Annotated in this window: 24 protein-coding genes; 9 read left to right on the forward strand and 15 right to left on the reverse strand. The window is 71.9% G+C overall.

Annotated features, from left to right (window positions below; translation table 11 throughout):
- The first annotated feature begins 46 nt into the window (after nucleotides 1-46).
- A complete protein-coding gene (locus tag ACZ4AA_RS30515) occupies nucleotides 47-238 on the forward strand; it encodes a hypothetical protein (RefSeq protein WP_451405800.1) in 192 nt (63 codons plus the stop codon).
- A gap of 150 nt (nucleotides 239-388) precedes the next feature.
- On the opposite strand, the gene ACZ4AA_RS30520 is transcribed toward ACZ4AA_RS30515, so the two are convergent.
- Nucleotides 389-1,777, reverse strand: a complete 1,389-nt coding sequence (locus ACZ4AA_RS30520; protein WP_467609851.1) for a S1 family peptidase — start codon at nucleotides 1,775-1,777, stop codon at nucleotides 389-391.
- A 186-nt stretch (nucleotides 1,778-1,963) separates the two neighbouring features.
- Nucleotides 1,964-3,316 (reverse strand): NAD(P)/FAD-dependent oxidoreductase, encoded by a 1,353-nt coding sequence (locus ACZ4AA_RS30525; protein ID WP_467609853.1) that lies wholly within the window; start codon nucleotides 3,314-3,316, stop codon nucleotides 1,964-1,966.
- Between the two features lie 258 nt (nucleotides 3,317-3,574).
- Here ACZ4AA_RS30525 and ACZ4AA_RS30530 point away from each other — a divergent pair, with 258 nt between their 5' ends.
- Both ACZ4AA_RS30530 and ACZ4AA_RS30535 read left to right on the forward strand, forming a co-directional pair.
- Nucleotides 3,575-4,210, forward strand: coding sequence for an HAD family acid phosphatase (locus ACZ4AA_RS30530; RefSeq protein ID WP_467609855.1), 636 nt, complete (start codon nucleotides 3,575-3,577; stop codon nucleotides 4,208-4,210).
- 55 nt (nucleotides 4,211-4,265) lie between these two features.
- The gene (locus ACZ4AA_RS30535) at nucleotides 4,266-4,652 is read left to right on the forward strand and encodes a PPOX class F420-dependent oxidoreductase (protein ID WP_467609857.1); all 387 of its coding nucleotides are present in this window, start codon (nucleotides 4,266-4,268) and stop codon (nucleotides 4,650-4,652) included.
- 70 nt (nucleotides 4,653-4,722) lie between these two features.
- Here the strand turns inward: ACZ4AA_RS30535 and ACZ4AA_RS30540 are convergent, their stop codons facing one another.
- From ACZ4AA_RS30540 to ACZ4AA_RS30555, 4 genes are all read right to left on the reverse strand, one after another.
- Entirely contained in the window at nucleotides 4,723-5,115 is a 393-nt protein-coding gene (locus ACZ4AA_RS30540) for a Zn-ribbon domain-containing OB-fold protein (protein WP_467609988.1), read from the reverse strand.
- A gap of 189 nt (nucleotides 5,116-5,304) precedes the next feature.
- On the reverse strand, nucleotides 5,305-5,973 hold the full coding sequence (locus ACZ4AA_RS30545) for a TetR family transcriptional regulator (RefSeq protein ID WP_467609990.1): 669 nt from the start codon (nucleotides 5,971-5,973) through the stop codon (nucleotides 5,305-5,307).
- Between the two features lie 481 nt (nucleotides 5,974-6,454).
- Nucleotides 6,455-6,814 carry a luciferase domain-containing protein gene (locus tag ACZ4AA_RS30550; protein ID WP_467609859.1) on the reverse strand — a complete coding sequence of 120 codons (360 nt, stop codon included), beginning with the start codon at nucleotides 6,812-6,814 and terminating at the stop codon, nucleotides 6,455-6,457.
- A 190-nt stretch (nucleotides 6,815-7,004) separates the two neighbouring features.
- On the reverse strand, nucleotides 7,005-7,685 hold the full coding sequence (locus ACZ4AA_RS30555; RefSeq protein ID WP_467609862.1) for a DUF6445 family protein: 681 nt from the start codon (nucleotides 7,683-7,685) through the stop codon (nucleotides 7,005-7,007).
- A 305-nt stretch (nucleotides 7,686-7,990) separates the two neighbouring features.
- Here ACZ4AA_RS30555 and ACZ4AA_RS30560 point away from each other — a divergent pair, with 305 nt between their 5' ends.
- Complete coding sequence (locus tag ACZ4AA_RS30560) at nucleotides 7,991-8,791, forward strand: peptidoglycan-binding domain-containing protein (RefSeq protein WP_467609864.1); 801 nt, start codon at nucleotides 7,991-7,993, stop codon at nucleotides 8,789-8,791.
- A gap of 130 nt (nucleotides 8,792-8,921) precedes the next feature.
- On the opposite strand, the gene ACZ4AA_RS30565 is transcribed toward ACZ4AA_RS30560, so the two are convergent.
- Nucleotides 8,922-9,782: a nucleoside/nucleotide kinase family protein gene (locus ACZ4AA_RS30565; protein WP_467609866.1), complete on the reverse strand. Its 861-nt coding sequence runs from the start codon at nucleotides 9,780-9,782 to the stop codon at nucleotides 8,922-8,924.
- Here ACZ4AA_RS30565 and ACZ4AA_RS30570 point away from each other — a divergent pair.
- Both ACZ4AA_RS30570 and ACZ4AA_RS30575 read left to right on the forward strand, forming a co-directional pair.
- Nucleotides 9,718-10,455, forward strand: coding sequence for a beta-phosphoglucomutase family hydrolase (locus ACZ4AA_RS30570; RefSeq protein WP_467609868.1), 738 nt, complete (start codon nucleotides 9,718-9,720; stop codon nucleotides 10,453-10,455). The genes ACZ4AA_RS30565 and ACZ4AA_RS30570 overlap by 65 nt on opposite strands.
- Nucleotides 10,452-12,797 carry a glycoside hydrolase family 65 protein gene (locus ACZ4AA_RS30575; protein ID WP_467609870.1) on the forward strand — a complete coding sequence of 782 codons (2,346 nt, stop codon included), beginning with the start codon at nucleotides 10,452-10,454 and terminating at the stop codon, nucleotides 12,795-12,797. The genes ACZ4AA_RS30570 and ACZ4AA_RS30575 overlap by 4 nt, the downstream gene beginning before the upstream one ends.
- Nucleotides 12,798-12,821: 24 nt before the next feature.
- Here the strand turns inward: ACZ4AA_RS30575 and ACZ4AA_RS30580 are convergent, their stop codons facing one another.
- The 6 genes from ACZ4AA_RS30580 to ACZ4AA_RS30605 form a co-directional block, all read right to left on the reverse strand.
- Entirely contained in the window at nucleotides 12,822-14,075 is a 1,254-nt protein-coding gene (locus ACZ4AA_RS30580; protein ID WP_467609872.1) for a serine hydrolase domain-containing protein, read from the reverse strand.
- Nucleotides 14,076-14,357: 282 nt separating this feature from the next.
- Nucleotides 14,358-15,740, reverse strand: coding sequence for a CAP domain-containing protein (locus ACZ4AA_RS30585; protein WP_467609874.1), 1,383 nt, complete (start codon nucleotides 15,738-15,740; stop codon nucleotides 14,358-14,360).
- An 87-nt stretch (nucleotides 15,741-15,827) separates the two neighbouring features.
- A complete protein-coding gene (locus ACZ4AA_RS30590; protein ID WP_467609876.1) occupies nucleotides 15,828-16,169 on the reverse strand; it encodes a DUF1232 domain-containing protein in 342 nt (113 codons plus the stop codon).
- A 96-nt stretch (nucleotides 16,170-16,265) separates the two neighbouring features.
- Nucleotides 16,266-17,162 (reverse strand): MBL fold metallo-hydrolase, encoded by an 897-nt coding sequence (locus tag ACZ4AA_RS30595; protein ID WP_467609878.1) that lies wholly within the window; start codon nucleotides 17,160-17,162, stop codon nucleotides 16,266-16,268.
- Between the two features lie 49 nt (nucleotides 17,163-17,211).
- Nucleotides 17,212-17,595: a hypothetical protein gene (locus ACZ4AA_RS30600; RefSeq protein WP_467609880.1), complete on the reverse strand. Its 384-nt coding sequence runs from the start codon at nucleotides 17,593-17,595 to the stop codon at nucleotides 17,212-17,214.
- A gap of 406 nt (nucleotides 17,596-18,001) precedes the next feature.
- Nucleotides 18,002-18,925 carry a MurR/RpiR family transcriptional regulator gene (locus ACZ4AA_RS30605; RefSeq protein WP_467609882.1) on the reverse strand — a complete coding sequence of 308 codons (924 nt, stop codon included), beginning with the start codon at nucleotides 18,923-18,925 and terminating at the stop codon, nucleotides 18,002-18,004.
- A gap of 194 nt (nucleotides 18,926-19,119) precedes the next feature.
- Between ACZ4AA_RS30605 and ACZ4AA_RS30610 the strand changes: the two genes are divergently transcribed.
- Nucleotides 19,120-19,518 (forward strand): hypothetical protein, encoded by a 399-nt coding sequence (locus ACZ4AA_RS30610; protein ID WP_467609884.1) that lies wholly within the window; start codon nucleotides 19,120-19,122, stop codon nucleotides 19,516-19,518.
- On the forward strand, nucleotides 19,515-20,351 hold the full coding sequence (locus ACZ4AA_RS30615; protein ID WP_467609886.1) for a DUF1206 domain-containing protein: 837 nt from the start codon (nucleotides 19,515-19,517) through the stop codon (nucleotides 20,349-20,351). The genes ACZ4AA_RS30610 and ACZ4AA_RS30615 overlap by 4 nt, the downstream gene beginning before the upstream one ends.
- A gap of 80 nt (nucleotides 20,352-20,431) precedes the next feature.
- Here the strand turns inward: ACZ4AA_RS30615 and ACZ4AA_RS30620 are convergent, their stop codons facing one another.
- Together ACZ4AA_RS30620 and ACZ4AA_RS30625 are read right to left on the reverse strand one after the other, a co-directional pair.
- A complete protein-coding gene (locus tag ACZ4AA_RS30620; protein WP_467609888.1) occupies nucleotides 20,432-21,739 on the reverse strand; it encodes an RICIN domain-containing protein in 1,308 nt (435 codons plus the stop codon).
- A gap of 32 nt (nucleotides 21,740-21,771) precedes the next feature.
- The gene (locus tag ACZ4AA_RS30625) at nucleotides 21,772-24,033 is read right to left on the reverse strand and encodes an RICIN domain-containing protein (protein WP_467609890.1); all 2,262 of its coding nucleotides are present in this window, start codon (nucleotides 24,031-24,033) and stop codon (nucleotides 21,772-21,774) included.
- 689 nt (nucleotides 24,034-24,722) lie between these two features.
- Between ACZ4AA_RS30625 and ACZ4AA_RS30630 the strand changes: the two genes are divergently transcribed.
- Entirely contained in the window at nucleotides 24,723-26,501 is a 1,779-nt protein-coding gene (locus ACZ4AA_RS30630; RefSeq protein WP_467609892.1) for a cation:proton antiporter, read from the forward strand.
- Nucleotides 26,502-26,551 lie beyond the last annotated feature (50 nt).

Here is a 26,551-nt window from a genome sequence, read left to right on the forward strand (position 1 = left end):
TCGCCCCGTGGGCCTTTACTCACATCATCTTCACGTCAAGGGCCGTATGCTTCACGGCATGTGCACCACTCTTGACAACGACACTCAGCGCTCCGCTGCCGAAGTCAACGAGGAGATCCGGGCTCTCTGGTTCCGGGCGGGTGGGTCGCTGAACATGGACGAGCGGCGCGAGTACCAGCGCCTCGTCCTGGAGTGGGCGAAGGCCGCCCCGTCGTCCTCGGCGACCCAGGCCGCCTGACCCTCCGTGTCCGGCAGGGCTCCCCGCCGGGGAGCCCCCGCCTCGGACCTCGGCACCGGCATTCCGGCGCCCCGGAGCCGGCTTCGGTCACCCGAACCCGGCTCCGACCATGACTCCCATGGCGGCCACGACTCCCGCGAGACGAACCGCTCAGCCCCAGCTCTGTGAATACTGCCGCCGGTAGGCGTTGCGGTCCTGCTCGGTGCGGATGAAGCGGGTCGCCACGAACGCGATGACGCTTCCCCCGATGACGAGCAGACCAGGGCCGACATTGTTCGGGTCGGTGAGCTCGGACACGAACGTCTGCGCCGCCCCCGACTCGCCCACCGTCTCCACCGCGCCCGGAGCCGCCGCACCCGGCGCTCCGCCCTGCGAGGCCATGGCGGACACCGTGGGGGCGGGCGACTGCGGGGCCGCGCCACCGGCCGAGCCCTGCGCCGGCTGACCCGCGAGCGTCACTCCCAGCGCCGTCAGCGCCTTGGTGACGGGCTGGAAGAACGTCGTACCACCGCTCTTGCAGTCCCCGTTGCCGCCCGAGGTCACGCCCAGCGCGATGCCTTCGGAGAACAACGGGCCGCCGCTGTCGCCCGGTTCGGCGCACACCGTGGTCTCGACCAGCCCGGTGACCGTTCCCTCCGGGTAGTTGACCGTCGCGTTGAGCGCCGTCACCTGGCCGTCGTGCAGTCCGCTGGTGCTGCCGCTGCGGAACACCCGCTGGCCCACGGTCGGATCGGCGGCGCCGGTGATCCGTACGCCGTTGCCGCCGCCGATGGCGACCACGTTGGTCCCGGCCCCGGCCTGCTGCGCGTTGTCGTACTGGATCAGCGAGAAGTCGTTGCCGGGGAAGGCGGTGGTGACCGTGCGGCCCACCTGCTGGCGGCCCGTGTTGTCGGAGAACCAGACCGATCCGGCGGGTCCGCAGTGCCCGGCCGTGAGGATGAACTCGCCCTGCGCGTTGCTCACGTTGAACCCGGCCGAGCAGCGCCCGCCCGTCGAGAAGATCGCCTGCGCGCCGTTCACCCGCGTGGTGAACGTGCCCTGGGTCCGCTGCATGCGCACCGAATCGCCGATGCCGTGGGCGAGTTCGGTCATGCGCTTCCAGTCGGTGGCGGAGACCGTGCTGTCGGCCTGCACCACCACCTCGTTCTTCTTGTAGTCGACCGCCCAGGCGGTGCCCGGCACCCGAGGCGCCGAACTGAGGTCGTGGGCAGCGGACTTGAGGTCCTGCATGCTGTGCTTCACGACCTTCGGCCGGGCCCCCGCCCGCTTCACGGCGTCCGCCGCGTCCGCGTCGGTGACCGCGACGACGGGACGGCCGTCGGCGGCTATCCAGTTGCCGGCCGTTCGTGTGGTACCCAGCCGGGACACCAGACCGGCACCCGTGTCCGACGCGGCCTGCGCCGAACTCGTCGTGATGGGCGCGGCGTCGGACGGTTCGCTCGCCATGGCGCGCGTCACCATGAACCCCCCGCAGAGCAGCCCGCCGACGGCCGCGAGACGCGCCCCCCGTCGGACGATCCGTCGTCGTGCGTGCCTCATGCATGGGCTCCCGAAGCCGTACGGGGCGGCGTGCCCGCCGCCGAAGGCCCCGGTCGAGGGCCCTCCCCTCATACGTGTGCTCCGGCCCGCGCGTTCACCGCGGGCCGGAGCACGGGCTGAGATGGCCTGTTCGCGCCGGGAGCGCGCGGCAGGACCTCGCCGCGCGAACGGGATTCGGCCCGCTCCCTAGGTCAGAGCGCGGGTCCTGGCGGTCACCTCGTCCGGCGTCAGATACACGTCCGTGCGCTCGAAGTCCCGCAGGGTTCCCTTGCGGTCCGCGAGGAAGCCGGTGCGGACGAAGTCGTCGCCCGCGACCGCGTTCAGCAGCCAGTTGGCACCCGTACGGAACCGGGCGGCGCCCGTGCGCAGGGCGAACAGGTGGTACCCGCGGGCCACGAGCTGCGCGGGCGCGCCCTTGAGGCCGATGCCCAGCGGCTTGGACACGGCGTCGTGGCCGCCGAGGTCCACGACCAGACCGAGGTCCTTGTGCCGGTACGGAAGGGTGGGCTGCCCGCGCAGATTCGCCGTCAGGACCTTGGCCGCGTGCCGGCCCTGCCGGGCCGCGTGCTGGGCGGTCGGCGGGCAGGGCGAGCCGTCGCCCTTGGCCAGATCGGGCACCGCGGCCGCGTCGCCGAGCGCGAACACCCCGTCGAGTCCCGGGACCCTGAAGTCGGGCTCGGTGACGAGCCGTCCGCGTACGGTCTCCGCGCCCAGCGAGTCCACCAGCGGGCTCGCCGCGACACCCGCGGTCCACACCAGCGTCCGCGACGGCAGCACCCGCCCGTCGGTGAGGGTGACCTCGTCCTTGGTGACCGAGGCGACGGAGGTGCCCAGCGAGATCTGGACCCCCCGGTCGCTGAGCGTCCGCAGCGCGTCGGCGCCCAGCCTGTCCCCGAGCTCGGGCAACAGCTTGGGGGCGACGTCGATCAGATGCCACTTGATGAGGCCGGGGTCGATGCGGGGGTGGTAGCGCCGTGCCGCCGCGGTGGTCAGACGCTGGAGGCAGGCCGCCGTCTCGGTGCCCGCGTATCCGCCGCCGACCACCACGAACTGGAGCCGTGAGGCCTGCTCGTCATGGTCCGACGTGGCCGCCGCCAGGTCGAGTTGGGCGATCACGTGGTCGCGCAGATAGGCGGCCTGGGCGAGCGTCTTCATACCGCGCGCCTCCTCCGCCAGACCGGGGATGTCGAAGGTGCGGGTCACGCTGCCCGGAGTGAGGACCAGATAGTCGTAGCGCAGATCGACGAGGTCTCCGGTGATCTTCCGGACCACGCACACCTTGGCCTGCGGATCGACACCGATCACACCGCCCGGCACCAGCGAGGTGCGGTTCAGGATCCGGCGCAGCGAGGGCGCCACGGACTGGGGTGTGACGACACCGGCGGCGACATGGGGCAACAGGGGCAGATAGAGCTGGTAGTCGGTAGGACTGATCAGGGTGATCCTGGCCTCGCCGGGGGTGAGCGTCCGCTCCAGGCTTCTGGCGGCCTCGACTCCGGCGAATCCCGCGCCGACGATGACGATGTTCGGTCCTTGCATCAAAGCAGCCTCTCTCAACTGGTCCCAGCCGCGAGCCCAGGCTCACACGGGTCGCGGACGTGTGCCACTGCACCGCCGCGTACCCCGAAGCGGGTGAACCACGATCTCTACCGATCGGTAACTACCTCTTCCCCTGCCGTACACGGGCTGCCAGGATCATTTCCGCCACGGCGACGGAGCCAGGCACCGCCGCCGTCTCGACGCGTGGGTTCGACCGACTCACGTATTCCTGCGGACACATGTGAAAAGGGGACAGGCATGACGAGACACGGTGTGGTGCGCCGGATGGGCGTGATGTCGGCGGCGGTGGCGTTCGGGATCGGGGGGACGGTCACCGCGGCCGGGTCCGCATCCGCGGCCCCGGTCCAGACGGTGGCGAGCACCTCGGCGACGGCCGCGGTCGACTACGCCACCTGGCAGAGCGACGTCCAGGCGGTCATCGACCAGGCGGTGCCGTACGTCGAGCAGCGCACCGCGAACGCGGGGGGCCATAAGCTCGCGGTCGTCTTCGACATCGACAACACCGCGCTGGAGACCGACTTCCACCCCTGGTACGCACTGCCCACACCGGCGGTCAAGGCCTCACTGGCACTCGCCCGCTACGCGCACTCCCGGGGCGTCGCCGTCTTCTTCGTGACGGCCCGTCCGGGCATCATCGCGAGCGAGACGAAGTGGAACCTCAAGACCGTCGGCTATCCGGTCGACGGGCTCTACGTGCGCGATCTGCCGGACCTCTTCGACGAGGTCAGCGCCTACAAGACCGGCAAGCGCGCGGAGATCGAGTCCCTCGGCTACACGATCATCGCCAACGTCGGCAACAACACGACGGACCTGACCGGCGGCCACGCGGAGCGCACGTTCAAGCTCCCCGACTACGACGGCCAGCTGTCCTGACCCGCGGGGCCCGGGCGCGCCGGGAGCGACGGACCGGCGCGCCTACACTTCGGCCATGGACGAGGTCACGCTGGACACGCTGGGATCGGGCAAGTATCTGCTGATCACCAGTTTCCGAAAGAACGGTACGGGGGTCGCCACGCCCGTGTGGGTGGTGCGGGACGGGGCGGCGCTGGGCGCCTGGACCGTGGCGGACAGCTGGAAGGTGAAGCGCATCCGCAACCGCGGCGATGTCCTCGTCGGCCCGTGCGACGTGCGCGGCAGACCGACGGGGGAATCCGTCCCGGCCACGGCGGAGATCCTCGGTGCCGAGGAGACCGCCCGTTACCGCAAACTCCTGGCCCGCAAGTACGGGGTGATGGGCCGTCTCACCCTGCTCGGCAGCCGTCTGCGCCGTGGCGAGAGCGGCACGGTCGGCATCCGCATCACGCTCTCCGCGTGACCTGACCTGACGTGGTCCGGCGGTTCGGCGCCGGGAGAGCCGGCGAACGGTCCGTCCGGGGCGGTGCGCCTCAGCCCCAGCCGCCGCCGTACGGGCCGTCGACGAGCTGGAACACGGGCTGTCGGCGCACCGGGTCCTGGGCCGTGGAGAGCTGGACCCGGTCGCCGCTGTGGATGGTGGCGGGCGCGCCCATGACCCGGCCCCGGACCGTGAAGCCCTCCGCCATCTCGATCAGGGAGACGTTGCGGGCCGCGGGGGTGTTGCGGTGGATCACCGTGGAGTGGCGCACGACGCCCGTCCCGGCGCTCGCCTCCGTACGCAGGTCGCTGCCCGCGCACACGGGACACAGAAGGCGGTTGTACATGGCGGTGCCGCACCAGTGGCACCGCTGGAAGAGCAGGACGTCCCCGGCGCGTTCCGCCGAGACGGTGTCGAGGCGGTCCACGGACCCCGCGTCGAGCATGTCCGCCGAGGCTTCGAGGCCCGGGTGAAGGGCGATTCCTGGGTGGTACACGATGTCATCTCCCTGCGCTCGGCCGGAATCTGATGTGCGCGGAGTGCCGTGCACGACCACAGGTTATGGCACTGAGTGTCACCCGTAAAGGCACTCCGTACCCTCAAATGAAGAAGAGCGTCCGCGGCCGGTCCCCGCTCAGTCCCGCGCGAAGGCCGACTCGATCTCCTGGACCACCCGCCACATGGGTGCTCCGCGCCGCGAGACGACGACCACGACGTCCTCCGGTTCGGTGTACGCCGGTTCGGCGGGCCCGGAGCCGAAGGTGTTCTGCACATATCCGAGAGCCTGGTCCACGGCCGCCTCGGCGTCCCCGGTCCCGTCCGAACGCAGCCAGGAGCGCAGGGCGTTGTTGTGGGCGGCGACCACGGCCGCGGCGACGACATCGGCCCGCAGGGTGTCCCGGCGGGCCCCGGCGGAGCGGCCGCGCAGATAGTCGGCGAGCGCGCGCTCGTAGCGCCAGACGACCGACAGTTCGTACGCGCGCAGGCCGGGCACCTTCTTGGTGAGCCGGTAGCGCTGGACGGAGAAGGTCGGGTTCTCGGCGTACATGCGCAGCACGAGCCGGGCGGCGTCGCACACGCGCTGCACCGGGTCCTGGGTGTCGGCCTCCTCGGCAAGGAAGGCCCTCATGTCGGCCAGGCAGCGCTCGTGGTCGGGGAAGACCACGTCCTCCTTGGACGGGAAATAGCGGAAGAACGACCGCCGGCCCACCCCGGCGAGCGTCACGATGTCGTCGACGGTGGTCTCCTCGTAGCCACGCTCCAGGAACAGCTGGAAAGCGGCTCCCACCAGGGCGTCCCGCATCGGCGGTTTGACGGTGGTCGCGTCGGCGGGTTCGCGGCGCCCCGGTGCCTCGTTCATGGTCGGAAACTAGCATCGAAGTCGAGACGGTGGCACTCGGTGCGCTCCGGCCAGGGAACTGAGTTCCCTGGCCGTCCCAGGCCGGACGACCCCGGTCCGGGACGGCCAGGGGCCTCCGGGCCGGACCTCGCAGCGCCGGGTTCCTCAAGTGGCCGATATGGGTGTGCTCGTGAACTGCCCCTGCACCGGGTGAAGTTGACAGTCCATCAGTGGTGATCGACTATGTGCCCGGGGCCGGCCCCGGGGTCCTCCCGGGGCCGGTGCGCCGTCACCGTCGCCGCCCGCCGCAGGCGGGTGACGGGCGCCCGCCCCTGACGCACCGCTGTCATCACCCCCCCGGATGACACGGTGAGAAGAGCCTCGGTACTCGTTCCCGCACGAGTGCCGAGGCTCGACGTCCTCCAGCCCGCGCCCGCCGACGGGGTCAGTGGTCGTTGCAGGTCGGCGAGAAGATGTCGTCGCCGGCCAGGTGCCCGTTCCGGTGGGCCTGGAGGGCGACGCTCACCAGGGTCAGCAGAAGGTCGATGTCCGAGTCGACTTCGAGACGGATGGTCACCCAGCGGGAACCGGGCACCATGCGGATGGCCGTCGAGGTCCTGAGGTGATCCTCGAAGCGGCGGATGGCCCGGTCGGTGAGGTGCAGGTCCACCTCGTGGTCCGAGTGGAAGTGGACGATCTCGCACTGCGCCGCGCACAGTGCGCGCCCCGTGCCGCAACTCGGCGGGGACTCCGCGAGGTCCGGCCAGACGGCCAGTCGCGTCATGGCTCTGGTGGCCAAGGTCATGCGCCCATCATGACGAGCACACCTCCCGGCCACCAGGACTTGGCGGGCACGCAATCCCTCGGCCGCCTGGGAATGTCCGGCTTTCGGCCGGTAACGGAAGGCGCCGAGGGCTGGGACGCCGTACGGCCCCGGACTCCGTCGAGTCCGGGGCCGTACGCGCGTACCGGGATCCGGCCGGGGCCGGTCCGGGTCATGCCATCCAGAAGAAGACGGCGGTCATCCGCTTGTCGTCCATCGTGGTTCCGCAGTAACCGGTGGCGCTGTGCATCAGGTTGGCGTTGTAGAGGAGCAGCCGGTTGTAGCGGTGCGGTACGCGGATGTCCTCGACGAAGGAGTCCGGCGGGACGAAGCGTGTCCCGAGTGCCTCGACCAGATTGCTGTGCGGTGCGACGACGACGTTGCCGCCCAGCCGCCCGCCGGGCAGGGCCTGGCGGAAGAAGGCCGTTCCGCATTCCTTGGACACGTTCGGGTTCAGATAGAGCACCGCCGCGTAACGGCACAGGGCGCGGGAATCGGTGTGCGGACGAGGCTCCCCTTCGTCCTTGCCGACGACCTGGACGCAGTTGTGGTTGAGCGTGGCGCCCGACGGAGTCGACTGCTGCCACAGCTTCTGAGCGCCGGTGGCCTTCCGTACGAGCCGCTCCACCCGGGCCAGTTCGTCCGGTTCGAGACCGGGCATCGTCCGCATGCCGGGCCAGCTCTCCGAGGTGTACGGATGGCCCTTGGCCCAGTCGTCCCGGCCGACACAGCGGGCCCGTACGGCATCAGGGTCGGGCAGCACGTCGTCGAAGACCCAGTAGTCCCGGTCACGGGTGGGTTTCCGGTAGGGGAGGACCGGCAACGCCGGTGACCTCGGGGGTTGTGGGGGCATGCGGCCGACCCTATAGACGCGTCCGTCAGCGATCTCCAGGGAATTGGTCAACCTTGCGCCAACTCGGTCCATGGAACGCCCAAGGCGGGCGGGTCCCGGCGCAGGCGAAGCACCGTGCGGGAGGGCCGATGGTCAACGGCCGCTCAGGGAGCCTCAGTTCATTGTCCGGCCACTGTCCGGTCCGGGACGCGGCGTCGGATGTCCCGCCGTGATCACCGGTGTGACGCAGCGGTGAACGTCCCGGCCCGCGCCCGCGTATCTGTGCACAGGACGGCGGGAGACCGCGTGCACGGAAGGAGAGCAGTGTGCCGACACGGCCCGAACGCGGGAGGTCCTCCGGGCGCTCCGTGATCGAACCCACGCACATCGAGCGCCGCCGTCGCTCCGAATCCCTCGCGGAGCTGCTCCGGCAGGTGCGCGAGAAGGAGGGGATGACCGACGCGGACGACGACTTCGAACCCCTCCTGGCGCCGGCAGCCCCGGTACGGCTCCTCCCCGTCCCGGAAGAGGACGAGACCGAGGAACTGCCCCCGGTCCCGGAGGAACTGCCCTCGGTCCCGAAGGGACTGCCCTCGGTCCTGGACGGCGAGGACTACACGGCCGACACCCCGCCGCCTCCTCGCACCGCCCCGGCCGACGCGCCACCCGCCATCGGCGGACCCCCGGCCTCGGACCGGCCCAAGGGTGCCCACGGCCCGGCGCGCGGTGCGGGACCACGCCGCGCCGCGATCGCTCTCGCCGTCGTCGCGGCCGGGCTGACCGGCTTCGCGCTGGCCCTGCTGGTGCCGGGCGCCGGGCGGGGCGAGGCCTCCACCGGGGCCGCGGGGCACGCCTCGACCGCACCGTCCGGCGCCGGTGCCCTTGATCCGGACGGAGCCGGCACCCTCCGCGTGGGAGACAGCGGCCCCGAGGTGACGGACCTTCAGCAGCGCCTGCTCCGTATCCCGAACGTGTACGCACACGGCAGCACCGACGGCACCTACGACGGCGCGCTCGCCGCGGCCGTCGCCCGCTTCCAGCTCTGGTACGGCATCCGGGGCGACGAGTCGGGCGTCTACGGCGACGACACCCGGGCCGACCTCGAATCCAGGACGGCGGCCCCCTGAGACCGGCCGGGGCGGTGGCGCGGTGACGGTCGCTCCCTCCGCCCCGGCCTCCCCACCCGCTCCCGGACACCCGCGACCCCGTGCGCCGGACCTCGCCCCAGCGCGTCCGGCCGGAGACGCGAACCGGGGTTCAGACCCCGCCGACCCGCTGCCCGACGACCGCCGGACCGACGACGAGGTCGGCGCGGTCCCGGGTCGCGGCGACCCGTTCGGCGTTGCGCCGGTCCGTGCCGAGCACCCATGCCACCGCCGATTCGTGGTCCTTCCCGAACTCCTCGTGCCGGGCGACCAGCCTGCGGACGCGCTCGGTCTCGTCGAGCTCGCAGAACCACACCTCGTCGAGCTGTGCACGGGCCCGCGGCCACGCATCCTCGTCGAGCAGCAGGTAGTTCCCCTCGGTGACGATCAGACGGGCGTCCCGGGGAACCGCGATGGCTCCCGCCAGCGGCTGTTCGAGGACCCGCTCGAATCCGGGGGCGTAGACGAGCTCCTCCTCGTCCTCGCGCAGCCGGCGCAGCAGTGCCGCGTACCCCGCCGCGTCGAAGGTGTCCGGAGCGCCCTTGCGGTCCCGGCGCCCCAGACGGTCCAGTTCCGCGTCCGCGAGATGGAACCCGTCCATCGGCACATGGGCGACGCGGGAAGGCCCGTCCTCGCCGAGTCGCCCGACCAGCCGCTCGGCGAGCGTCGTCTTGCCCGCGCCGGGGCTGCCGGCGATCCCGAGAAGGGCGCGACGGCCGGGCCGTACGAGTGCGGCGGCCCGCTCCACCAGTTCCTCGAAGGACACGCAGGCCTCGGTCATACGAGCCCGGACAAGGGCACGGGAACAGCGATCTCCATGCCTCCAGTATCGGCGAAGTCCCTGAGCCAGGGCGGTGATGTGGCGCTCGCCACCCGCTGGAGGCGGATACCGGGGGCAGACTCCTCGTATGACTGAGCTCGGCCTGCCGCAACAGATCCTGGCGTGTCTCTTCGACCTCGACGGGGTGATCACGAAGACCGCCGTCGTCCACGCGGCCGCCTGGAGGAAGACGTTCGACGACTTCCTGCGGGAACGCGACGGCGACGGATTCCGCCCCTTCGAGGACGCCGACTACTCCGCCTACGTCGACGGCATGCCCCGCGCCGACGGCGTACGGTCCTTCCTCGCCTCACGCGGCATCGAACTCTCCGAGGGAACCCCCGGCGACCCGCCGGACAGGGTCACCGTCAACGGACTGGGCAACCGCAAGAACGAGCTGCTGCTCGACATGATCCGCACCGACGGGGTCGAGGCCTACGACGGCACGCTGCGCTACATCGAGGCGGTACGGGCCCGCGGCCTGCGGACCGCCGTCGTCTCCTCCAGCGCCAACTGCCGCGACGTCCTGCGCTCGGTGGGCGCGGAGGACCTCTTCGACGTGCGGGTCGACGGTGTCGTCGCCGCCGAGCGCAGGCTGCCGGGCAAACCGCGCCCCGACACCTTCCTGGCCGCGGCGAAGGACCTCGGGGTCGATCCGTCCCGGGCGGCGGTGTTCGAGGACGCCCTGGCCGGCATGGACGCGGGCCGCTCCGGCCACTTCGGGTACGTCGTCGGCGTGGACCGCGTGGGCCAGGGCGACGCCCTGCGCGCCCACGGCGCCGACATCGTCGTACAGGATCTGGACGACCTGGGGGAGCGCGCGTGATCACGCACTCGTCGTACGGAGTCGAGCCCTGGGCGCTGCGCGAGAGCGAGCTGCACCTCGGACTGCTGCCGCAGAGCGAGTCCGTGTTCGCCCTCGCCAACGGTCACATCGGCTGGCGCGGCAACCTCGACGAGGGCGAGCCCCACGGCCTGCCCGGCTCCTACCTCGGCGGCGTCCACGAGACCCACCCGCTGCCCTACGCGGAGGCGGGCTACGGCTACCCGGAGTCCGGGCAGACCGTCATCAACGTCACCAACGGCAAGATCGTCCGGCTGCTCGTCGACGACGAACCCTTCGACCTGCGCTACGGACGGCTGCGCTCCCACGAGCGCGTCCTCGACCTGCGCACCGGGCTGCTCACCCGCACCTGCGAGTGGACCTCGCCGGCCGGCTCCACGGTCCGGGTGCGCTCCACCCGGCTCGTCTCCTTCACCCAGCGGGCGATCGCGGCCGTCGCCTACGAGGTCGAGGCCGTCGACAGCCGGATCAGGGTGGTCGTCCAGTCGGAACTGGTCGCCAACGAGCAACTGCCGGGCCACGACGGCGATCCGAGGGCGGCCGTCGCCCTCGACGCGCCTCTCGACGCGGAGGAACACTTCGCGGCGGGAGGCCGCCTGCGGCTCCTGCACCGCACCCGGCGCAGCGGCCTGCGGGTCGCGGCGGCCGCGGACCACACCGTCACGGGACCCGAGGGGACCGCCCTGAGCGGCGAGAGCGGCGACGACCTCGCCCGACTCACGGTCACCTCCGTGCTGGAACCGGGCAGCGCGCTGCGCCTGGAGAAGATCGTCTCCTACGGCTGGTCGGGCACCCGATCCCTGCCCGCCCTGCGCGACCAGGTCGACGCGGCCCTCGCCGCCGCCCGGCACAGCGGCTGGCGCCGGCTCGCCGACGAACAGCGCTCCTACCTCGACGACTTCTGGGCCCGCGCCGACGTCGAGGTGGACGGGGACGAGGAGATCCAGCAGGCCGTCCGCTTCGCCCTCTTCCACGTGCTCCAGGCGGGCGCCCGCGCGGAACAGCGCGCCATCCCCGCCAAGGGCCTGACCGGCTCCGGCTACGACGGCCACGCCTTCTGGGACACCGAGACCTTCGTCCTGCCGCTGCTCACCTACACCTCGCCCGGCGCCGTCGCCGAGGCGCTGCGCTGGCGCCGCAACACCCTTCCGGCCGCCCGCGAACGGGCCGTCCAACTCGGCCTGCACGGAGCCGCGTTCCCCTGGCGGACCATAGCCGGACCGGAGGGTTCGGCGTACTGGCCGGCCGGCACCGCCGCCTTCCATGTGAACGCCGACATAGCCGACGCCGTCGTCCGCTACACCGCCGCCACCGGCGACACACGGTTCGAGCGCGACACCGGCGTCGAGCTGCTGACCGAGACGGCCCGGCTGTGGCGCTCCCTGGGACACCACGACCACCGGGGCGGGTTCCACATCGACGGGGTGACGGGTCCCGACGAGTACAGCGCCGTCGCCGACGACAACACGTACACCAACCTGATGGCCCGCGCGAACCTGCTAGCCGCCGCCGACGCCGTCGAGCGGCACCCGCGGCGGGCCGCGGAACTCGGCGTCGACGAGGAGGAGAGCGCCGCCTGGCGCGACGCGGCCGAGGCCATGCACATCCCGTACAACGACGAACTGGGCGTCCACGAGCAGCACGCCGGCTTCACCCGCGGCCAGCGCTGGGACTTCACCGCCACCCGCCCCGACCAGTACCCGCTGATGCTGCACTTCCCCTACTTCGACATCTACCGCAAGCAGGTCGTCAAACAGGCCGACCTGGTCCTCGCCCTCTACAAGTGCAGCCCGTTCTTCGACGAGGAGCACAAGGCCCGCGACTTCGCCTACTACGAGCCCCTCACCGTCCGGGACTCCTCCCTGTCGGCGTGCTGCCAGGCCGTGATCGCCGCCGAGACCGGTCATTCCGGCCTCGCCTACGACTATCTGGTCGAGGCCGCGCTGATGGATCTGGAGGACCTGGAGCACAACACCCGCGACGGCCTGCACATCGCCTCGCTCGCCGGCACCTGGACGGCCCTGGTGGCCGGCTTCGGCGGCCTGCGCCACCACGGGGACACCCTGGAGTTCGCGCCCCGGCTGCCGGAACGCTTCAGCCGTCTGGCCTTCTCCCTGGAGATCCTCGGCCGCCGGCTGCGCGTGGAGATCGGGCAGGACGCCGCCACCTACTCGCTCGCGTCCGGCGACCCGCTGGAGATCCGCCACCACCGCGAACCCCTCACCGTCGACGCCGGCGAGCCCCGCAGCCTGCCCATCCCGCCGCAGCGGCCGCGCCCCGCCCCGGACCAGCCGCCGCACCGGCGGCCGAACACCCGGGGATGAGACGCGGCACGGGCCCGCGGCCCGTCAGTGGCGGGTGACGGAGGGCGCGATGTCCTCGTGGTCTTCCAGCGGTGCCGCGCCGGGTGCGGCGGTCCGCGCGGCGGACCTGGTCGCGGACGTGCCGCAGAACGCGGGCTCCAGGGTGCGGTACATGGTGTTGAGCACGGCGGTGTTGTTGGAGGTGTTGGCCAGCGCGGTGAGGCTGCGCCTGCCGTCCTTCGTGGTGAAGGCGTACGTGTAGTAGCCCTGCACGGTGCCGGTGTGTCCGTACACGGAGATCCCGCACGACAGGTCCCGGCGGCGCAGCCCGAGTCCGTAGGACGTGGTGCTGTTGACCCGCGTCCACTTCGTCATCTGGGTGAGCTGGGCGGCGGACATGAGCTTGCCGCGCAGCAGGGCGGAGAAGAAGGTGTCCAGGTCGTGCGGCGTGGAGATGATGGCACCCGCGCTCTGCGCCCAGGAGGCCGTCTGCTTCGTCGCGTCCACCGGCGCGGCCCCCGCCGTGTCGGACGTGAGGTACCCGTCGGCGTGGCGGCCCGGGATCGCGGTGGAGGGATGGACGTAGAAGGTGTCGTTCAGGCTCAGCGGGGTGAAGATGCGCTTCTGGTACTCGGTGGCGACGGTGTGTCCGGTCAGCTTCTCGATCAGCATGCCGGCGACGACGAAGTTGGTGTTCGAGTAGGAGTAGGCGGCCCCGGGCGCGTTGGTGCGCGGCTTCTGCAAGGACAGTCGCACCAGGTCGCGGTAGCTGAACACCTTGTTGCGGACGGCCTCGAAGCCAGAGACGGACCGGGCGAACATGTCGTTCGTGTAGTCGTACAGACCGCTGCGATGGCTCAGCACGTGCCGCACGGTGATCCGGTCGTCGGGCAGCAGACCCGGCAGATAGGTGTCGACAGGCTTGTCGAGCTTGAGCCTGCCCTCGTCGACCAGCTGGAGCAGCACCACGGTGGAGAAGGACTTGGTGACGCTGCCGACGCGGAAGCGGTCGTTCGTGCTGATGGTCCGGCCGGTGGCCCGGTCGTCGACCCCCGCGACCATCTGGTGGACCGTGCCGTTGTCGTCGATTCTCGCCATCGCGCCCGGTGCGCCCTGGCTGAGAGCCGTGCGCAGGATCGCCCGCAGCCCCGCGTCGTCGGGCGCGGCCGCGGACACCGCGGTCCGTCCCGTGCCGGTGTGTCCCGCGCCCGTGGGCGTCCCGGCCTGCGCCGGGGCCGCCAGCAGGGACACCATGACGGCGCCCAGCGCCGTCCCCGTAACCGCCGTTGCTGAGACCATCTGCTTCTCCCGAGTGCCATCTGCCGGCTCGACGTCCCGGCCCGGACCGCGCCGCGGATGCGGGCGACGGCACCATCTGTACGCGCTGGAGCGGTCCGCGGGTCGCATTGCGGAGGGTTGGAGCGGAAACGGCGGGCCGGAATCGGCGAATTGGCGGAAAGCAGCCGCACCGGGCCCGCCCCGCTCGGCACACGGCCGAGGACCGGCGCGGGGCTCCCGCCGAAGAGTCAGGGGACCTGCGCTCGGGAGCTGACGCCTGGGAGGCCGGGGACCGACGCGGGCTCAGCCGCCGAAGAGCTGGGTCCAGTACGTGCCCGCTCTGCTGCCGCCGGCCAGGCCGATGCCCAGGTGGGTGAAGTCCGGCTTGAGGATGTTGGCGCGATGGCCGGGACTGTCCATCCAGCCCTGGACGACCTCGGCGGGGGAGCGTTGTCCGCAGGCGATGTTCTCGCCGATGGCGCGCCGGGTGCAGCCGGCCGCCGCGGCGCGGTCCCACGGCCGGCTCCCCTCGGGGGAGACGTGCGCGTAGAAGTCGCGGGCCACCATGTCGGCGCTGTGGGCCTGGGCGGCGGCGGTGAGCGTCGGGTCGGTGCCGAGAGGGGGCAGCCCGGCCGCGGCCCGCTCGGTGTTGGTGAGCGCGACGACCTCGCGCGCCGTCCGCTCCAGGCCCGCCGGGCTGAACGGCCGTGCCCACAGCGCCGTCCAGTACACATCGCCCGTGCGGGGGTCGGGGACGCGGGCGAACCCCGCCTGGTCGAAGGCGGGATCGCACAGTGTGCGCCGGGGCTGCTCGGCGGAGAGGCAGTACTCGACGAACTCCCGCGGGGAGCGGGGCCCCGTGACCAGATGCTCGCCGATGGTCAGATACGGGTAGCCGGCCGAGACGACCCGGTGGTAGACGCTGACGCCTTCCGGGCTCTCCACGCCGAGCGCGCCGCGGGCCGCCATGGCACCGGCGTGCTCCCGCGCGGCGGCGGTCAGCCGGCCGTCGAGCCGGACGGGCGGGCAACCGGCGGTGGCGCGCGCGGAGTTCACGGGCCCCAGGAAGTCATCGAGTCCGGAGCCGGAGCCGGAGCCGGAGCGGGAACCGGAGCCCGGGACCGGGGCGGCCCACGGCGCTCGCGGGGATCCGCCCCGGGCGGCCGCGACGGGTCCGGCATCCCGCCGGGCGGCCGACGGCGCGCCGTCCTCGGTGACATCGACGCCGAAGTCCCGCGCGATGCCCGCCAGCCCGTCCGCGTACCCCTGCCCGAGCGCTCGGACCTTCCAGGCCGTGCCGCGTCGGTAGAGCTCGGCGAGGAGCAGCAGGGTCTCCCGCTGCGGCCGGGGCGGGGTGAACCGGGCGAGGGAGCGGCCGTCCGGCGCGGTGATCTGGACCGTGGGGGAGGGGAGCCGGCCGAGGGGCGTGGTGAGGTCGGCGGGACTGACGACGAGGGTGACCCGGGTCGCTCCGGGCCGCAGTCGGGGCGGATCGACGGTGAGCCGGTCGCCGTCGAGCCGGACGCCGGGCGCGGCCGGCTGGTTGTAGAAGACGAAGTCCCCGTCGCCGCGCACCGTGCCGCCGTCGTCGGTGATGAGCGCGGACAGGTCGAAGGGGCCCGGGACCCTGAAGGTCAGGACCCCGTCCGGCAGGGGCGCGTTGCCCCCGGGAACCAGCTCGCTCATGGCGCCGCCCGTCGGTGTCGTGATCCGTGCCCTCCCGCCGGGGGCGTGGAGCACGGGCCGTCGACCGCTCAACGGACCGCCCCCGCCCTACGGTTCCCGCGACCGGCGGGTGACCGGGCGGGGGCCGCGCAGGGCGGAGGCCGTCGCCCGAAGCGGCACGGGGGGTGCCGCCGCGCGCAGCGAGCGCAGGGCGAGCAGCATGACGCCGATGTCGTCCAGGTAGATGGGGTCGGGCAGCAGGTCGGTCGGCAGCAGGAGATAGGCGACGGCACCCCAGAACACCCAGCGGGGTCCGGTGGGCAGTCCGGCCCGCCGCAGATCACGGCGGGTGCGGACGAGCCGGCGCAGGAGTACGAGTGCCACCGCGAGCGCCGCGGCCGCGAGTACCGCGCCGATGACGAGGACCAGGGTCCACGAGGTCGAGTCCATGCGTCCGTCCAGAGAGGTCGTCGGGTGCGTCCGTCTTCCGTGTGCCCGCTCGCGCCCCGGCTATCGCTCCGGGCGGGGCCGTCCGGGCGCGCTCCCTCATTCCCGCATGTCGCGGCGGCAGATCACGAAGTCGTCGAAGACGTGCCTGCCGGGCAGCGGGCCGACGGTCCCGACGGCCCGGCGCAGGTCCAGCAGCTGATCCGTGGTCATCTGGAGCGGCGGCTCGTCGGGCTGGTAGGTGGTGCGCACCGGATAGTCCCGCCCCGGCTCCCGGGTCATCTCGATGTGGCAGCCCAGGACATGGGTGACGGGGCGGCGACCGCAGAAGTCGATCAGCCGGTCGACGGTGGTGGTGAAGGCCGGCCAGTCGTCGACGTACAGGCGTCCGGGGTAGACCGTGTCGCCGGTGAACAGGATGCCGGTCCAGGGGTCGTAGAAGGTCACCGAGGCCGCGTGGTGTCCGGGTGTGGCCAGGCATTCCAGCACCCGGCCGCCGAGCTCGACCCGGGCGACGGCTTCGGGATCGGCGTGGAAGCCGAAGAAGTCCCAGGCGCTGTCGAGGGCCGCGTCCACGACCTCGGTTCCGGGACGGCCGGCGAACTGGGCGTCCCCGGCGACGTGGTCGCCGTGCGGATGGGTGTGCAGCACCAGCAGCCCGTAGTCGTCACGGGGGTGCCCGGCCAGCCAGGATTCCATCAGCTCGTCGACGACCCGGCGCAGCGGGAAGTGGTCGGCCGAGGCCGTCGCGCCCGTGTCGATCAGGACGGCCCGCGCGCTCCCGAACAGCAGGAACATGAAGGGCGCCTCGTAGTCGACCGCCATGTTCTGGCGAAGGATCACCGTGTGCTCGTCGTGGGCGTGGACCTGGATGTCGGGGTCCGTGTTGTGCTTGGCCGAGGGGGAGCCGTGGATCCACCGCACGTCGAGCGGTGCGGCCGCCGCGGCTTCACCGCCTCCACGAACGTCGTCGGTCTGCTTGCCGGCACTGTCCACGCCGTCTCCCTGGGCTCGGTCCTGCCGGGCCACGGCAGGGCCCGGGACCTCAGTTTCGCTGGTGGGCGTGGTCCACGAGCGCCTGGGACACCGTACGGATGCTGCGGGCGATGTGCTGGAGCTGCATCACCTCGGCGGCGTACATCTTGATGGAGTGCTCGATCACACCCTCCTGGAGGCCCAGGCCGGGCAGCTCGGAGCGGGCGGTCTGGAGTGCCGTGCGGGCCACCCGTATCTCCTGCTGCACCTGGAGGTGCGCGTGGCGGGCGAGCAGGACGGGGTGCTTGTGCAGGACGGGATAGCTCGCGTAGCGGCTCGGTACCAGCTCGCGCAGCCATCTCACCGCCGAGCGCTCCCAGTCGAAGCTGCCGGGGGTCTTGACCTGGCACGGCCAGTCCGAGGTCATCGGTGAATACGTCAGGGCCATGTTCATCGCTTCCGGGGTACGTCGGCGGGGGACTCTGGGGGCGGCCCCGGCATAGGGGTACCGGGGCCGCCACCACGGGTCTCGCAGGCGAGACCCGCTCGAACACCCGGGACCCGTTGCGGGTAGGAGCGGACGGCCCCGGGCGCTCATGGGTCGTGACCTGGAAGCCTCCGGGGCACGATCCGAAAGAAGTATTTATATATGCGTCCGGAAGCGCAAGGGCATGAAAACATTCATGCGTGCTTTGTTGTGAATGATCCCGTGATGCCGTGGTGGGTGCGCGGAGGCGGACGCGTGCCGGAGCGGAGTCCGGTGGTGCCGGGCCCCTTCGCGTGATATCGCGGGTCCGGGCCGGGGTGGGTCCGGGTGGTGACCGGGCGGTGGCCGGGCCGGGTGTGGCTCGGGCCCGGGGTCAGTCCCGCAGGAAGAACTGGTGCTGCTCGGCGACCTGCTCGTACTCCTCCAGGCGCGCCTGTGTGCGCTCCGGATCGGCGTCGGTCATGGCCTGGAGCAGTGCCGCCGACAGCACCACAGGCGCCGCGTACGAGTCGAACACCAGGCGGGAACCGGTCCCGGTGGCGAAGGTCACGTCGGCCTCGTCGGCCAGCGGGCCGAGGCCGAGGTCGGTGACCAGCGCCACCCGGAGGCCCGCGCTGCGCGCGACCCGCATGGCCGTGAGCGTCTCGTGGGCGTGCCGGGGCATCCCGAAGGCCAGGACCCAGGTGCCGCCCGCCTCGCGCGACTGGAGCAGCGCGTCGTACGCGACCGAGCCGCCGCGCGTCACCACCCGCACATCCGGGTGGATGCGTCGGGCGGCGTACGCGAAGTACTCGGCCAGCGAGCCCGAGATCCGCAGCCCGAGGACCGTCAGCGGCGCCGACTGCGACAGTGCCCGGCCGACACGGATGATCTGGTCGGGATCGGCGAAGTCCCGCCGCAGGTTCTCCAGGTTCTCGATCTCGGCGTCCACCGCGGCCTGGAGCTCGTTGCTCGTGACCTCGGCCGGAGTGCCCGGTGTGCTGCCCAGGGTGCTGAGCGCGATGGCCTGGAGGCTCTCGCGCAGCGCGGGATAGCCGCTGAAGCCCACCGCCGCCGCGAAACGGGTCACGGAGGGCTGGCTCACGCCCACCCGCTCGGCGAGGTCGGTGATCGACAGGAAAGCGGCTTCGGTGATGTGCTCGATCAGATACTGGGCGATGCGCCGCTGGCCCGGAGAGAGCCGGGGGCCGTCGAACAGCTCCCTGAGCTGGGACGGGGGCGCCACGCCGGCCTCGGGCGCCGTCTTTCCCGAGGTGATCGCGGATGCCTGTGCGCGTGCCTGCTGCGGCGATGGCACCGGTGCGCGTCCTCCTTCATGTCCCACGAGAACTCAACATAGCTCACCGACCCTTCTGACCTGGGCCGGTATTGGCGCAAGCAAGGCCCGCGTTCCTCGTTTCACAGGTGATCGAGGGGTACTCGGACACCTGTCACGACGTGCTCGTCCGTGGGCGCGCCTTCCTGCTCGCCGACGTCAGGGAGAGGGTTTTCATGAGCGTGCAACAACTGCCCGCGTCAACGGTCCATGTGATGCTCGGGGACTGTTCCGCGGCCGATGCCAAAGCGGTGCTCGGTGTCCTGTGCGGCCGCTTCACCGCGGACCGCGAGAGGGCGGACGAGCCCCACGAGTCCGTGAGCGGCAGACCGACGGTGTGGACCGTCCTGTTCGACACCGCCGGTGATTCCGGGGGTGCCGCCGGGTCTGCGGTCGAACTTTCGGGGCAGCCGACCGTGGAGGCACAGGGTGGCCCGCTGGCGACACAGCTGCTGCGGGAGGCCCTCGGTGCCGCCTTTACCGTGCACGAACTGGGCACGGAGGCCGGTGACCAGGAGGTTCAGATGAAGCTGCGGCTGGATTCGGGTACGGCGCACGAGACGCGGGCCGTGTGAACGCCGGGACGGTGGCCCGGGGCGGGGAGACCGGCGCCCGCCGGGCGGCCACCGGCTCGGTCCGCGAAGGCGCGGCCCGCGCGGGGCTGATCGCCCGCGGGGTGATCTACGTCCTGGTCGGCCTGCTGGCCCTGCGCATCGCGTTCGGCGACAGCGGCGGGCGGCAGGCGGACCGGAGCGGAGCCCTTCAGGAGATCGCCACGAAGCCGTTCGGTTCGGTTCTGCTGTGGGCCCTGGGCGCCGGGCTCGTGGGCATGGCGCTGTGGCGCCTGTCCGAGGCGCTGTTCGGAGGCGCAGGACAGGACGGCGGCAAGGCCGGCAAGCGCCTGGCGGCCGCCGCCCGGTGCGTGTTCTACGGGTTCGTCGCCTATTCCGTGCTGGCCTTCGCGGCCGGCGCGCGCGGCAGCGGCTCGGGCGACCGGCAGTCCCGCGACGTCACGGCCAAGGCCCTGGGGGTGACCGGCGGCCAGTGGATCGTCGGCGCCGCCGGGGTGGGGCTGGTCGTCGCGGGCGGCTGGATCGCCGTACGGGCCGTGATGCGCAAGTACCACAAGCACCTCAAGCTCGGTGAGATGTCGCGGCGGGTCCGCAGGGCCGTCGACACGGCGGGCGTGGGCGGCGGCGCCGCGCGGGGTGTGGTGTTCGCGGGGGCGGGCGCCTTCGCGGTCCGCGCCGCCGTCGAATACCGGCCCGACCAGGCCAAGGGGATGGACGGCACACTGCGGTCCTTCGCCGGAGCGCCGATGGGGCCGTGGCTGCTGACCTGCGTCGCCGCCGGCCTCGTCCTGTTCGGACTGTTCTCGTTCGCGATGGCACGGTGGCGCAGGGTCTGAGACCGCGCCGCCGGGCGGCCGGTGCCGCGAGGGTGCCTCCCTCACGTCGGTGACGCAGGCACCCTCGCGCGCGGGGACCGTCAGGGCCGCGCGGTGAGGGCGAAGCTCTGCGCGGCCGACCCGTCACATCCGCGCTGGGTGAGCTGGACGCCGTTCGCGGCGGAGGCCGCCGCGCTCAGGCATCTGCCGCTGTGGCGCGCGACCAGGTGATAGCGCCCCGAGCCCTCCTTCACCGGCAGCCACTGCTGGTTCTGGCCGCCGGACCAACTCCACAGCTGGAGCGGGGCGTTGTCGGCCGTCGAGCGGTCGGTGACATCGACGACCTGCTGGGGAGCGGGCCGCAGCGCGATCCGTGTGTAGCCGCTGTCCGTCGCACGGAACTGGAACTGCTGCGCCTGGGTGCCGTTGCACGTGTACTGCTGGATCGCGGTCCCGTTCGCGGTCGCGGCCGAACGGGCGTCCACACAGGTGCCGTTGCCCCCGTTCGTCAGGGAGTACCAGGTGGTCTCCGGGATCGGGTCGGCCGGTGGCACCGACGGGTCGGCCCCGCCGAGCCACTTGAGCCCGTCCAGCAGGAAACGGTTCTGGGCCGCGCTCGCGAACGTCGACGACAGCGTGGTGTTCGTCGCGTAGTCCATCGCGTTGTGACCGAAGTTCGCGTACAGCATCCGGTACTTCGTGTTGGTCCACAGGACCGGGAAATAGCCGCTGTACCAGGTCTGGTTCGGATCCGTGCCCAGCGGGAAACTGCTGGGGTCGATCGAGGCGAGGATCCGGATGTCCGGGTTCTGTCGCAGGTCGTTGGACCAGCTGTACCACTCGCTGACCGACGAGGTGAAGGTCGCGGGCAGGTTCACCGTGGCGGGGTGTGTCCGGTCCTCGACCTTCAGGACCGCGGTGGTCGGCCCCCAGGTGTTGGACCTGAAGTCGCCGCTGCCGAGGAACTGGTCGTGGTACCAGGACCAGCTCCGGGCGTCCGTGGTGAAGGCCGAGACGTGGAAGCCCATCCAGCCGCCGCCCCCGCGCATGTACTGCTCGAAGCCCGCGCGTTGGGCCGCGGTCTGCGGCAGGTCGTCGAGGAACAGGACGACCTGGTACGCCTTCACGCCTCCGTCGCTGAGCAGGTCCCAGTCGTTGCTGGCCGTGTAGGTGAAGCCGTTCGCCGCCGCCTGCCGGGGGAACCAGTCGTTCGCCTCGTGGACGAAGCTGATGTGGGCCGCGTCGTAGGTGCCGTTGTAGAGGGCGAGCACCTTGAACGGGGCCGCCGCGGAGTTCGCGTGCGCGGCGGGTGGGGACGCGAGGCCGAGCAGGGCCGCCAGCAGGACGAGTACCCGCAGGACGAGGACCCGCGGGACACCGCGCGCCGGTGAGGATTCGCTGATGCGCATCCGGTTCTCCTTCCCGTACGTGTCGGAGGTGCTCAGGGGTAGCTGACGAGGTCGGCGACGTTGGTCGAGGAGTTGGACGGCCCGCCCCGGTCGTTGACGACGTGCCGGATGGTGCCGGTGCCGCCGAGCGAGACGGTCACCATGTCCTTGAAGCGCACGTTCGCGTTGTTCGGTGCTTCGATGGCGTGCTCTGCGGCGACGGCGGGGTTGGCGTTGAAGTAGCAGTAGCTCCCGAAGCCGTACACCTGATGGCTCGTCACGGAGGGCGCGACCTTGTAGGCCGCGTAACCCTGGGTCGAACCGTTCATCCACGCCGCCTGGTTGGGCGGGTCGTAGGGCATCTCGTTCTGGTAGAAGTACGTGCGGCCGCCGTTGCCGTTCCACACGGTCTGGTACTTCTGGTAGTGCTCGACGAACAGGCCGTACATGGTCACGTCGTCGCCGTTCACGACCAGCCCGGTGTCGGCCGTGTTGCTGGTCCAGCCGACCCCGCTGCCGTGGTCCGCGCGCCACAGCCACAGGTGGTCGCCGATCACGTCGTCGCTGTTGACGGTCAGACTGGTGGTCGCCCTGCCGACGCCCGCTCCACCGACGCGGAAGAACACGTCGTGCAGGGAGCTCGGGTCCGCGCTGTGGTCCGCCGACGAGCCGCTCGGGCCCATCTCCAGGAGTTGCGCGGAGTTGGTGGTGCCCGCGTCGATCAGCAGCCCGGCGAGCTGGACGCCGTTCACGTCCGCGACCGTCAGAGCGGTCACGCCGTTGTCGGGGACGAAGGTGGCGAGACCGAGTCCGAGGACCACGGTGTCGGCCCTGGTGACCCTGAGCGTCTGGTCGAGGTGGTAGACCCCGGGGGTCACCAGCAGGTTCTTGCCCTGGGCCAGCGCGTCGTTCAGCTGCGCCGCCGTCGCGCCGGGCTTGACCACGAAGAAGTCGGCCAGCGGCAGGGACGTACCCGCCGGAGTGCCCGAACTCCAGCTGGTTCCGGTGGAGTCGGTGCGTACGGAGGGCACGAAGACCTTCCAGGCGCCCGCCGCGTCCACGTACAGGAAGGGCTTCTCGCGGGAGACCGGCGTCTGGCTCACCGTCGTGTACGGAGGGTTCGGGAAGCTGTTCGCGGGGGCGTTCCTCGCGCCGACGAACACCATGTTCCAGTTGGACCCGGTCCAGTTCGACCATTCGGTGTTGCGCGACAGCCACTGCTGCTGCGAACCGGAGTTCACCTGGCCGTCGATCTTCGTGTCGGCCATGTAGCCGCCGCTGGACCAGCCGCCGTCGTCCAGCGTCAGGTTGCCGCGCAGATGCATACGCCGGTACGGCGCCGCCTGCGAGACCGCCCAGCGGTCCGATCCGGACGTGGGGGTCACCGACAGGTTCTCCGCCGAACGCCAGAAGTTCTGGGTCGCGTTGCCCTGGAACCAGTCGGCCTCCGCATGCACCGCGCCGCGGATGGTGACATCGTCGGGGGACAGGCCGAGGCCCGCGACCTGGGTGTAGAAGCCGACGTTCGCGTCGGCGGCGTAGGTGCCCGGCTTGAAGAGGAACGCCTTGCGGGCGGTGCCGAACTGGTTGGTCTCCTGCTGGGCGAACGCCGCGTCGAGGCTGCTCTGGATGGTCGTGGCCGGCGTCGACGGGTCGAAGACGGTGACGTTCGGGCCCAGGTCGGGTGTCCCGGGCGGCTGCTGCGCGTCGACCGCGTTCACGTAGAAGGACTGGGCCGCCGTGCCGTTGCAGGTGTACTGCTGGAGCTGCACGCCGTCGGAGGCGGAGGCGCCCGGAACGTCGAGGCACTTGCCGCTGTTGCGGTTCACGAAGTGGTAGGCGCCGCCGGTCTCCGCCACGGCCTGCCACTGCTGGTTCGCGCCGCCGCCGTACGCCCACAGCTGGATCGGCGCGCTGTCCGCGGCCGAGACGCCGGTGACGTCCCAGACCCTGGTGCCGTCGCCCCGGCCGCCGACCTGGGAGTACCCGCCCGACGTGGCCGAGAACCGCCACTGCTGGGCCTGGCTGCCGTTGCAGGCGTACTGCTGCACCGCCGTGCCGTCGGCCGTTCCGGCGGCGCGGGCGTCGACGCACCTGCCGCTGCCCGCGTTGACGACGGTGGCCCAGTCGGCCGGTACCGCGGCCGGCTGCGCGAGCGCGGCTCCGCGGGCGTCGGCGTTGCGCGCGGTGGCGCTCGGCGAGACGGCCGTCAGGCCCGACGCCGTCGTCGCCACGAGCGCGGTCACCGTCAGCAGCCTGGCCGTTCGACGGCGCCCGGACCCTCTGGGGAATCCGGACAGGGGGAATCTGGACATGCGGACACTCCTGAGTTCGTGGGGGGTTCACGTCCGTGAACGATGAACGCATTCATGGAGCCGTGGTGATCGGTGAACCTAAAGGTCTGCACCAAAGTCGTCAAGATGTGAAACAAAGAACCCCGCCAATTGGCGCGTACACGCGATGAGTTGAAGGATTCAGGACGCGTCGCGTCCTGAATGGGGCTTCTTGGCCGTGGTGTTGGCCGGCGTGGAGCCGACGTGGAGCGGCACCGGGTGTGTTGTTCCTTACAAGGTGATGACGTGACGGCGAACCGCACCCGCCCCACCCGCAGCACGAGGCACTCTGGTTCCGGGTCGGCGACCCCTGTCCTGGAGAGGCGAGGAAACCGCCGGCCACCGCGCCGACCGGCACCGCCGGTTCGTGTCCCGCGGCAAGGGAAGCGGCTGCCGCGGAACAGCGCCCCGGATCAGTTCCGGGGCGCTGTGCGTGCCGGCTCGTTGCTCCGCCGGAGGGACCCGGCTACTCCCAACGGCCGAGCGGGGCGGGTCCGCCGTCGCCGACCCCCGGCAGGAGTGATTGCCTCGGGTGCGGGGCCGCCGCACCCGAAGCCGCCCCGGGCGGCGCAGCGGCCCGTACCGACCTCCTTCACCGGCCCGGGACGGCCCCCGGACAACGGACCGCGGAGAACCGTCCGCCGGCCGCAACCACCGGCAGGGAGGCAGCCATGACGGAGAACCAGATCCTCCAGGGCCTCGGACTGATCGCCGTCCTGGCCGTCGGCTCCCAGCTCGTCGCGAGCCGGCTGCGCATCCCGGCCCTGATCGTCCTGCTGCCGGTCGGCTTCGCCGCGGGCGCGCTCACCGACATCGTCAACCCCGACAAGCTGCTGGGGGACGCCTTCTCGCCGATGGTCTCCCTGGCCGTCGCCGTGATCCTCTACGAAGCCGGACTCGGCCTGGACATCAGCAGGCTGCACGGACACATGCACCGGGTCGTGGCACGGCTCATCTGGATCGGGGTCCTGATCACCTGGGGCGCCACCGCCGTTCTCGCGGTACCGCTGCTGGGCATGTCGAAGAGCTCGGCGGTCATGCTCGGCGTGATCCTCGTCGTCTCGGGACCCACCGTCGTCGGCCCCCTGCTCCACTTCGTACGCCCCACCGAACGCCTCCAGCGCATCCTGATCTGGGAGGGCTCGCTGATCGACCCGGTCGGCGGCATCCTCGGAGCCCTCGTCTTCCACGCCGTCGTCGCGAGCGGCAGCAGCGACGTGCGCGGCAAGATCGGCCAGTTCGCCGCGAGTTCGGCCGTCGGACTGATCGGGGGCGCGGTGGGCGCCGCCGTCCTGTGGCTCCTCCTGAGCCGGCTGCACCTGGGCGAGGTCCTCGGCACCACGGTGCAACTCGCCGCCGCGGTCGGCGTGGCGGCCCTGTGCGACGCGATCCGGGACGACACCGGGCTCATCGCCGCGGTCGTGATGGGGATGGCCCTCGCCAATCTCCCGGGCGTCGCCCTCCCCGCCCGCCGCCCCTTCCTGGAGACCCTGGTCTCGCTGATCATCGGGCTGCTGTTCATCTCGATCTCGGCCACGGTCACCCCCGCGTCCCTCAGCCACATCGTCCTGCCCACGCTCGCCCTCGTCGCCGCCCTGGTCCTGGTGGTCAGACCCCTGGTCGCCCTGCTGTCGACCGTGCGCACCGATCTGCTCCGCGGCGAGCGGGCGTTCATCGGCTGGATGGCCCCCCGCGGAATCGTCGCCGCGTCCACCGCCTCGACCTTCTCCGCCACGCTCGTGGCCGATCACGTGGGCGGCGCCCAGAAGATCCTGCCCGCCACCTTCCTGGTGATCGTCGCCACGGTGACGCTCTACGGGCTGAGCGCGCGCTCCGTCGCCCGGCGCCTCGGCGCGCTGCGCCCCGCACGGGCCCGGCCGCTGCTCGTGGGCGGCGACCCCTGGGCCATCGACCTGGGCCGCGCGCTGCGCTCCGCCGGTCTCGACGTGCTGATGTGGGCCGGACGGGAGCGGCAGCGCGACCTGATCCGGGACGCGGGGCTCAGCCTGGCACCGGGCGAGCTGCTCGCCGCGGCCACCGGTGAGGGGGCCGAACTGGAGGGGATCACCGGCGTTCTGCTGCTCACCGAGGAGGACGACTTCAACGCGCTGGCTTCGGAGACCCTGCGCGGCACGTTCGAAGGGTTCGTCCACCGGCTGGGGCCGCCCGGTCTCAGCCATGGCGTGGTCGCCCCCTACACGAGCGGTGACACCCTGTTCGGGGCCGGGTTGAGCAGACCCGAACTGGCCCGCCGCTACGGGCACGGCGCCCGGATCGTCCCCCGCTCCACCGAGGACGGCATCCCGGACGGGCACGCGCTGCTGTTCCTCGTGCGCCCCGACGGGCGGCTCGACCCGGTCACCGACACCCGCACCCCGCGGCCGGGACCGCGCGACACCGCGATCCTGCTCGGTCCCGCCCGGTCACCGGACCCGGTGCGCGCGGGCTGACGGCGCCCGGCCCGGTGGCCCCCGGAGCCCGGGCGGGTCCCGCCGGCTCG

Source organism: Streptomyces sp. NPDC024698 (genome assembly GCF_055559015.1).

Excerpts from the sequence above, each read along its gene's own strand:
- ACZ4AA_RS30515 (WP_451405800.1), top strand. The coding sequence starts at position 47 with ATGCTTCACGGCATGTGCACCACTCTTGACAACGACACTCAGCGCTCC.
- ACZ4AA_RS30520 (WP_467609851.1), bottom strand. The coding sequence starts at position 1,777 with ATGAGGCACGCACGACGACGGATCGTCCGACGGGGGGCGCGTCTCGCG.
- ACZ4AA_RS30525 (WP_467609853.1), bottom strand. The coding sequence starts at position 3,316 with ATGCAAGGACCGAACATCGTCATCGTCGGCGCGGGATTCGCCGGAGTC.
- ACZ4AA_RS30530 (WP_467609855.1), top strand. The coding sequence starts at position 3,575 with ATGACGAGACACGGTGTGGTGCGCCGGATGGGCGTGATGTCGGCGGCG.
- ACZ4AA_RS30535 (WP_467609857.1), top strand. The coding sequence starts at position 4,266 with ATGGACGAGGTCACGCTGGACACGCTGGGATCGGGCAAGTATCTGCTG.
- ACZ4AA_RS30540 (WP_467609988.1), bottom strand. The coding sequence starts at position 5,115 with ATGCTCGACGCGGGGTCCGTGGACCGCCTCGACACCGTCTCGGCGGAA.
- ACZ4AA_RS30545 (WP_467609990.1), bottom strand. The coding sequence starts at position 5,973 with ATGCGGGACGCCCTGGTGGGAGCCGCTTTCCAGCTGTTCCTGGAGCGT.
- ACZ4AA_RS30550 (WP_467609859.1), bottom strand. The coding sequence starts at position 6,814 with ATGACCTTGGCCACCAGAGCCATGACGCGACTGGCCGTCTGGCCGGAC.
- ACZ4AA_RS30555 (WP_467609862.1), bottom strand. The coding sequence starts at position 7,685 with ATGCCCCCACAACCCCCGAGGTCACCGGCGTTGCCGGTCCTCCCCTAC.
- ACZ4AA_RS30570 (WP_467609868.1), top strand. The coding sequence starts at position 9,718 with ATGACTGAGCTCGGCCTGCCGCAACAGATCCTGGCGTGTCTCTTCGAC.
- ACZ4AA_RS30580 (WP_467609872.1), bottom strand. The coding sequence starts at position 14,075 with ATGGTCTCAGCAACGGCGGTTACGGGGACGGCGCTGGGCGCCGTCATG.
- ACZ4AA_RS30585 (WP_467609874.1), bottom strand. The coding sequence starts at position 15,740 with ATGAGCGAGCTGGTTCCCGGGGGCAACGCGCCCCTGCCGGACGGGGTC.
- ACZ4AA_RS30590 (WP_467609876.1), bottom strand. The coding sequence starts at position 16,169 with ATGGACTCGACCTCGTGGACCCTGGTCCTCGTCATCGGCGCGGTACTC.
- ACZ4AA_RS30600 (WP_467609880.1), bottom strand. The coding sequence starts at position 17,595 with ATGAACATGGCCCTGACGTATTCACCGATGACCTCGGACTGGCCGTGC.
- ACZ4AA_RS30610 (WP_467609884.1), top strand. The coding sequence starts at position 19,120 with ATGAGCGTGCAACAACTGCCCGCGTCAACGGTCCATGTGATGCTCGGG.
- ACZ4AA_RS30620 (WP_467609888.1), bottom strand. The coding sequence starts at position 21,739 with ATGCGCATCAGCGAATCCTCACCGGCGCGCGGTGTCCCGCGGGTCCTC.
- ACZ4AA_RS30625 (WP_467609890.1), bottom strand. The coding sequence starts at position 24,033 with ATGTCCAGATTCCCCCTGTCCGGATTCCCCAGAGGGTCCGGGCGCCGT.
- ACZ4AA_RS30630 (WP_467609892.1), top strand. The coding sequence starts at position 24,723 with ATGACGGAGAACCAGATCCTCCAGGGCCTCGGACTGATCGCCGTCCTG.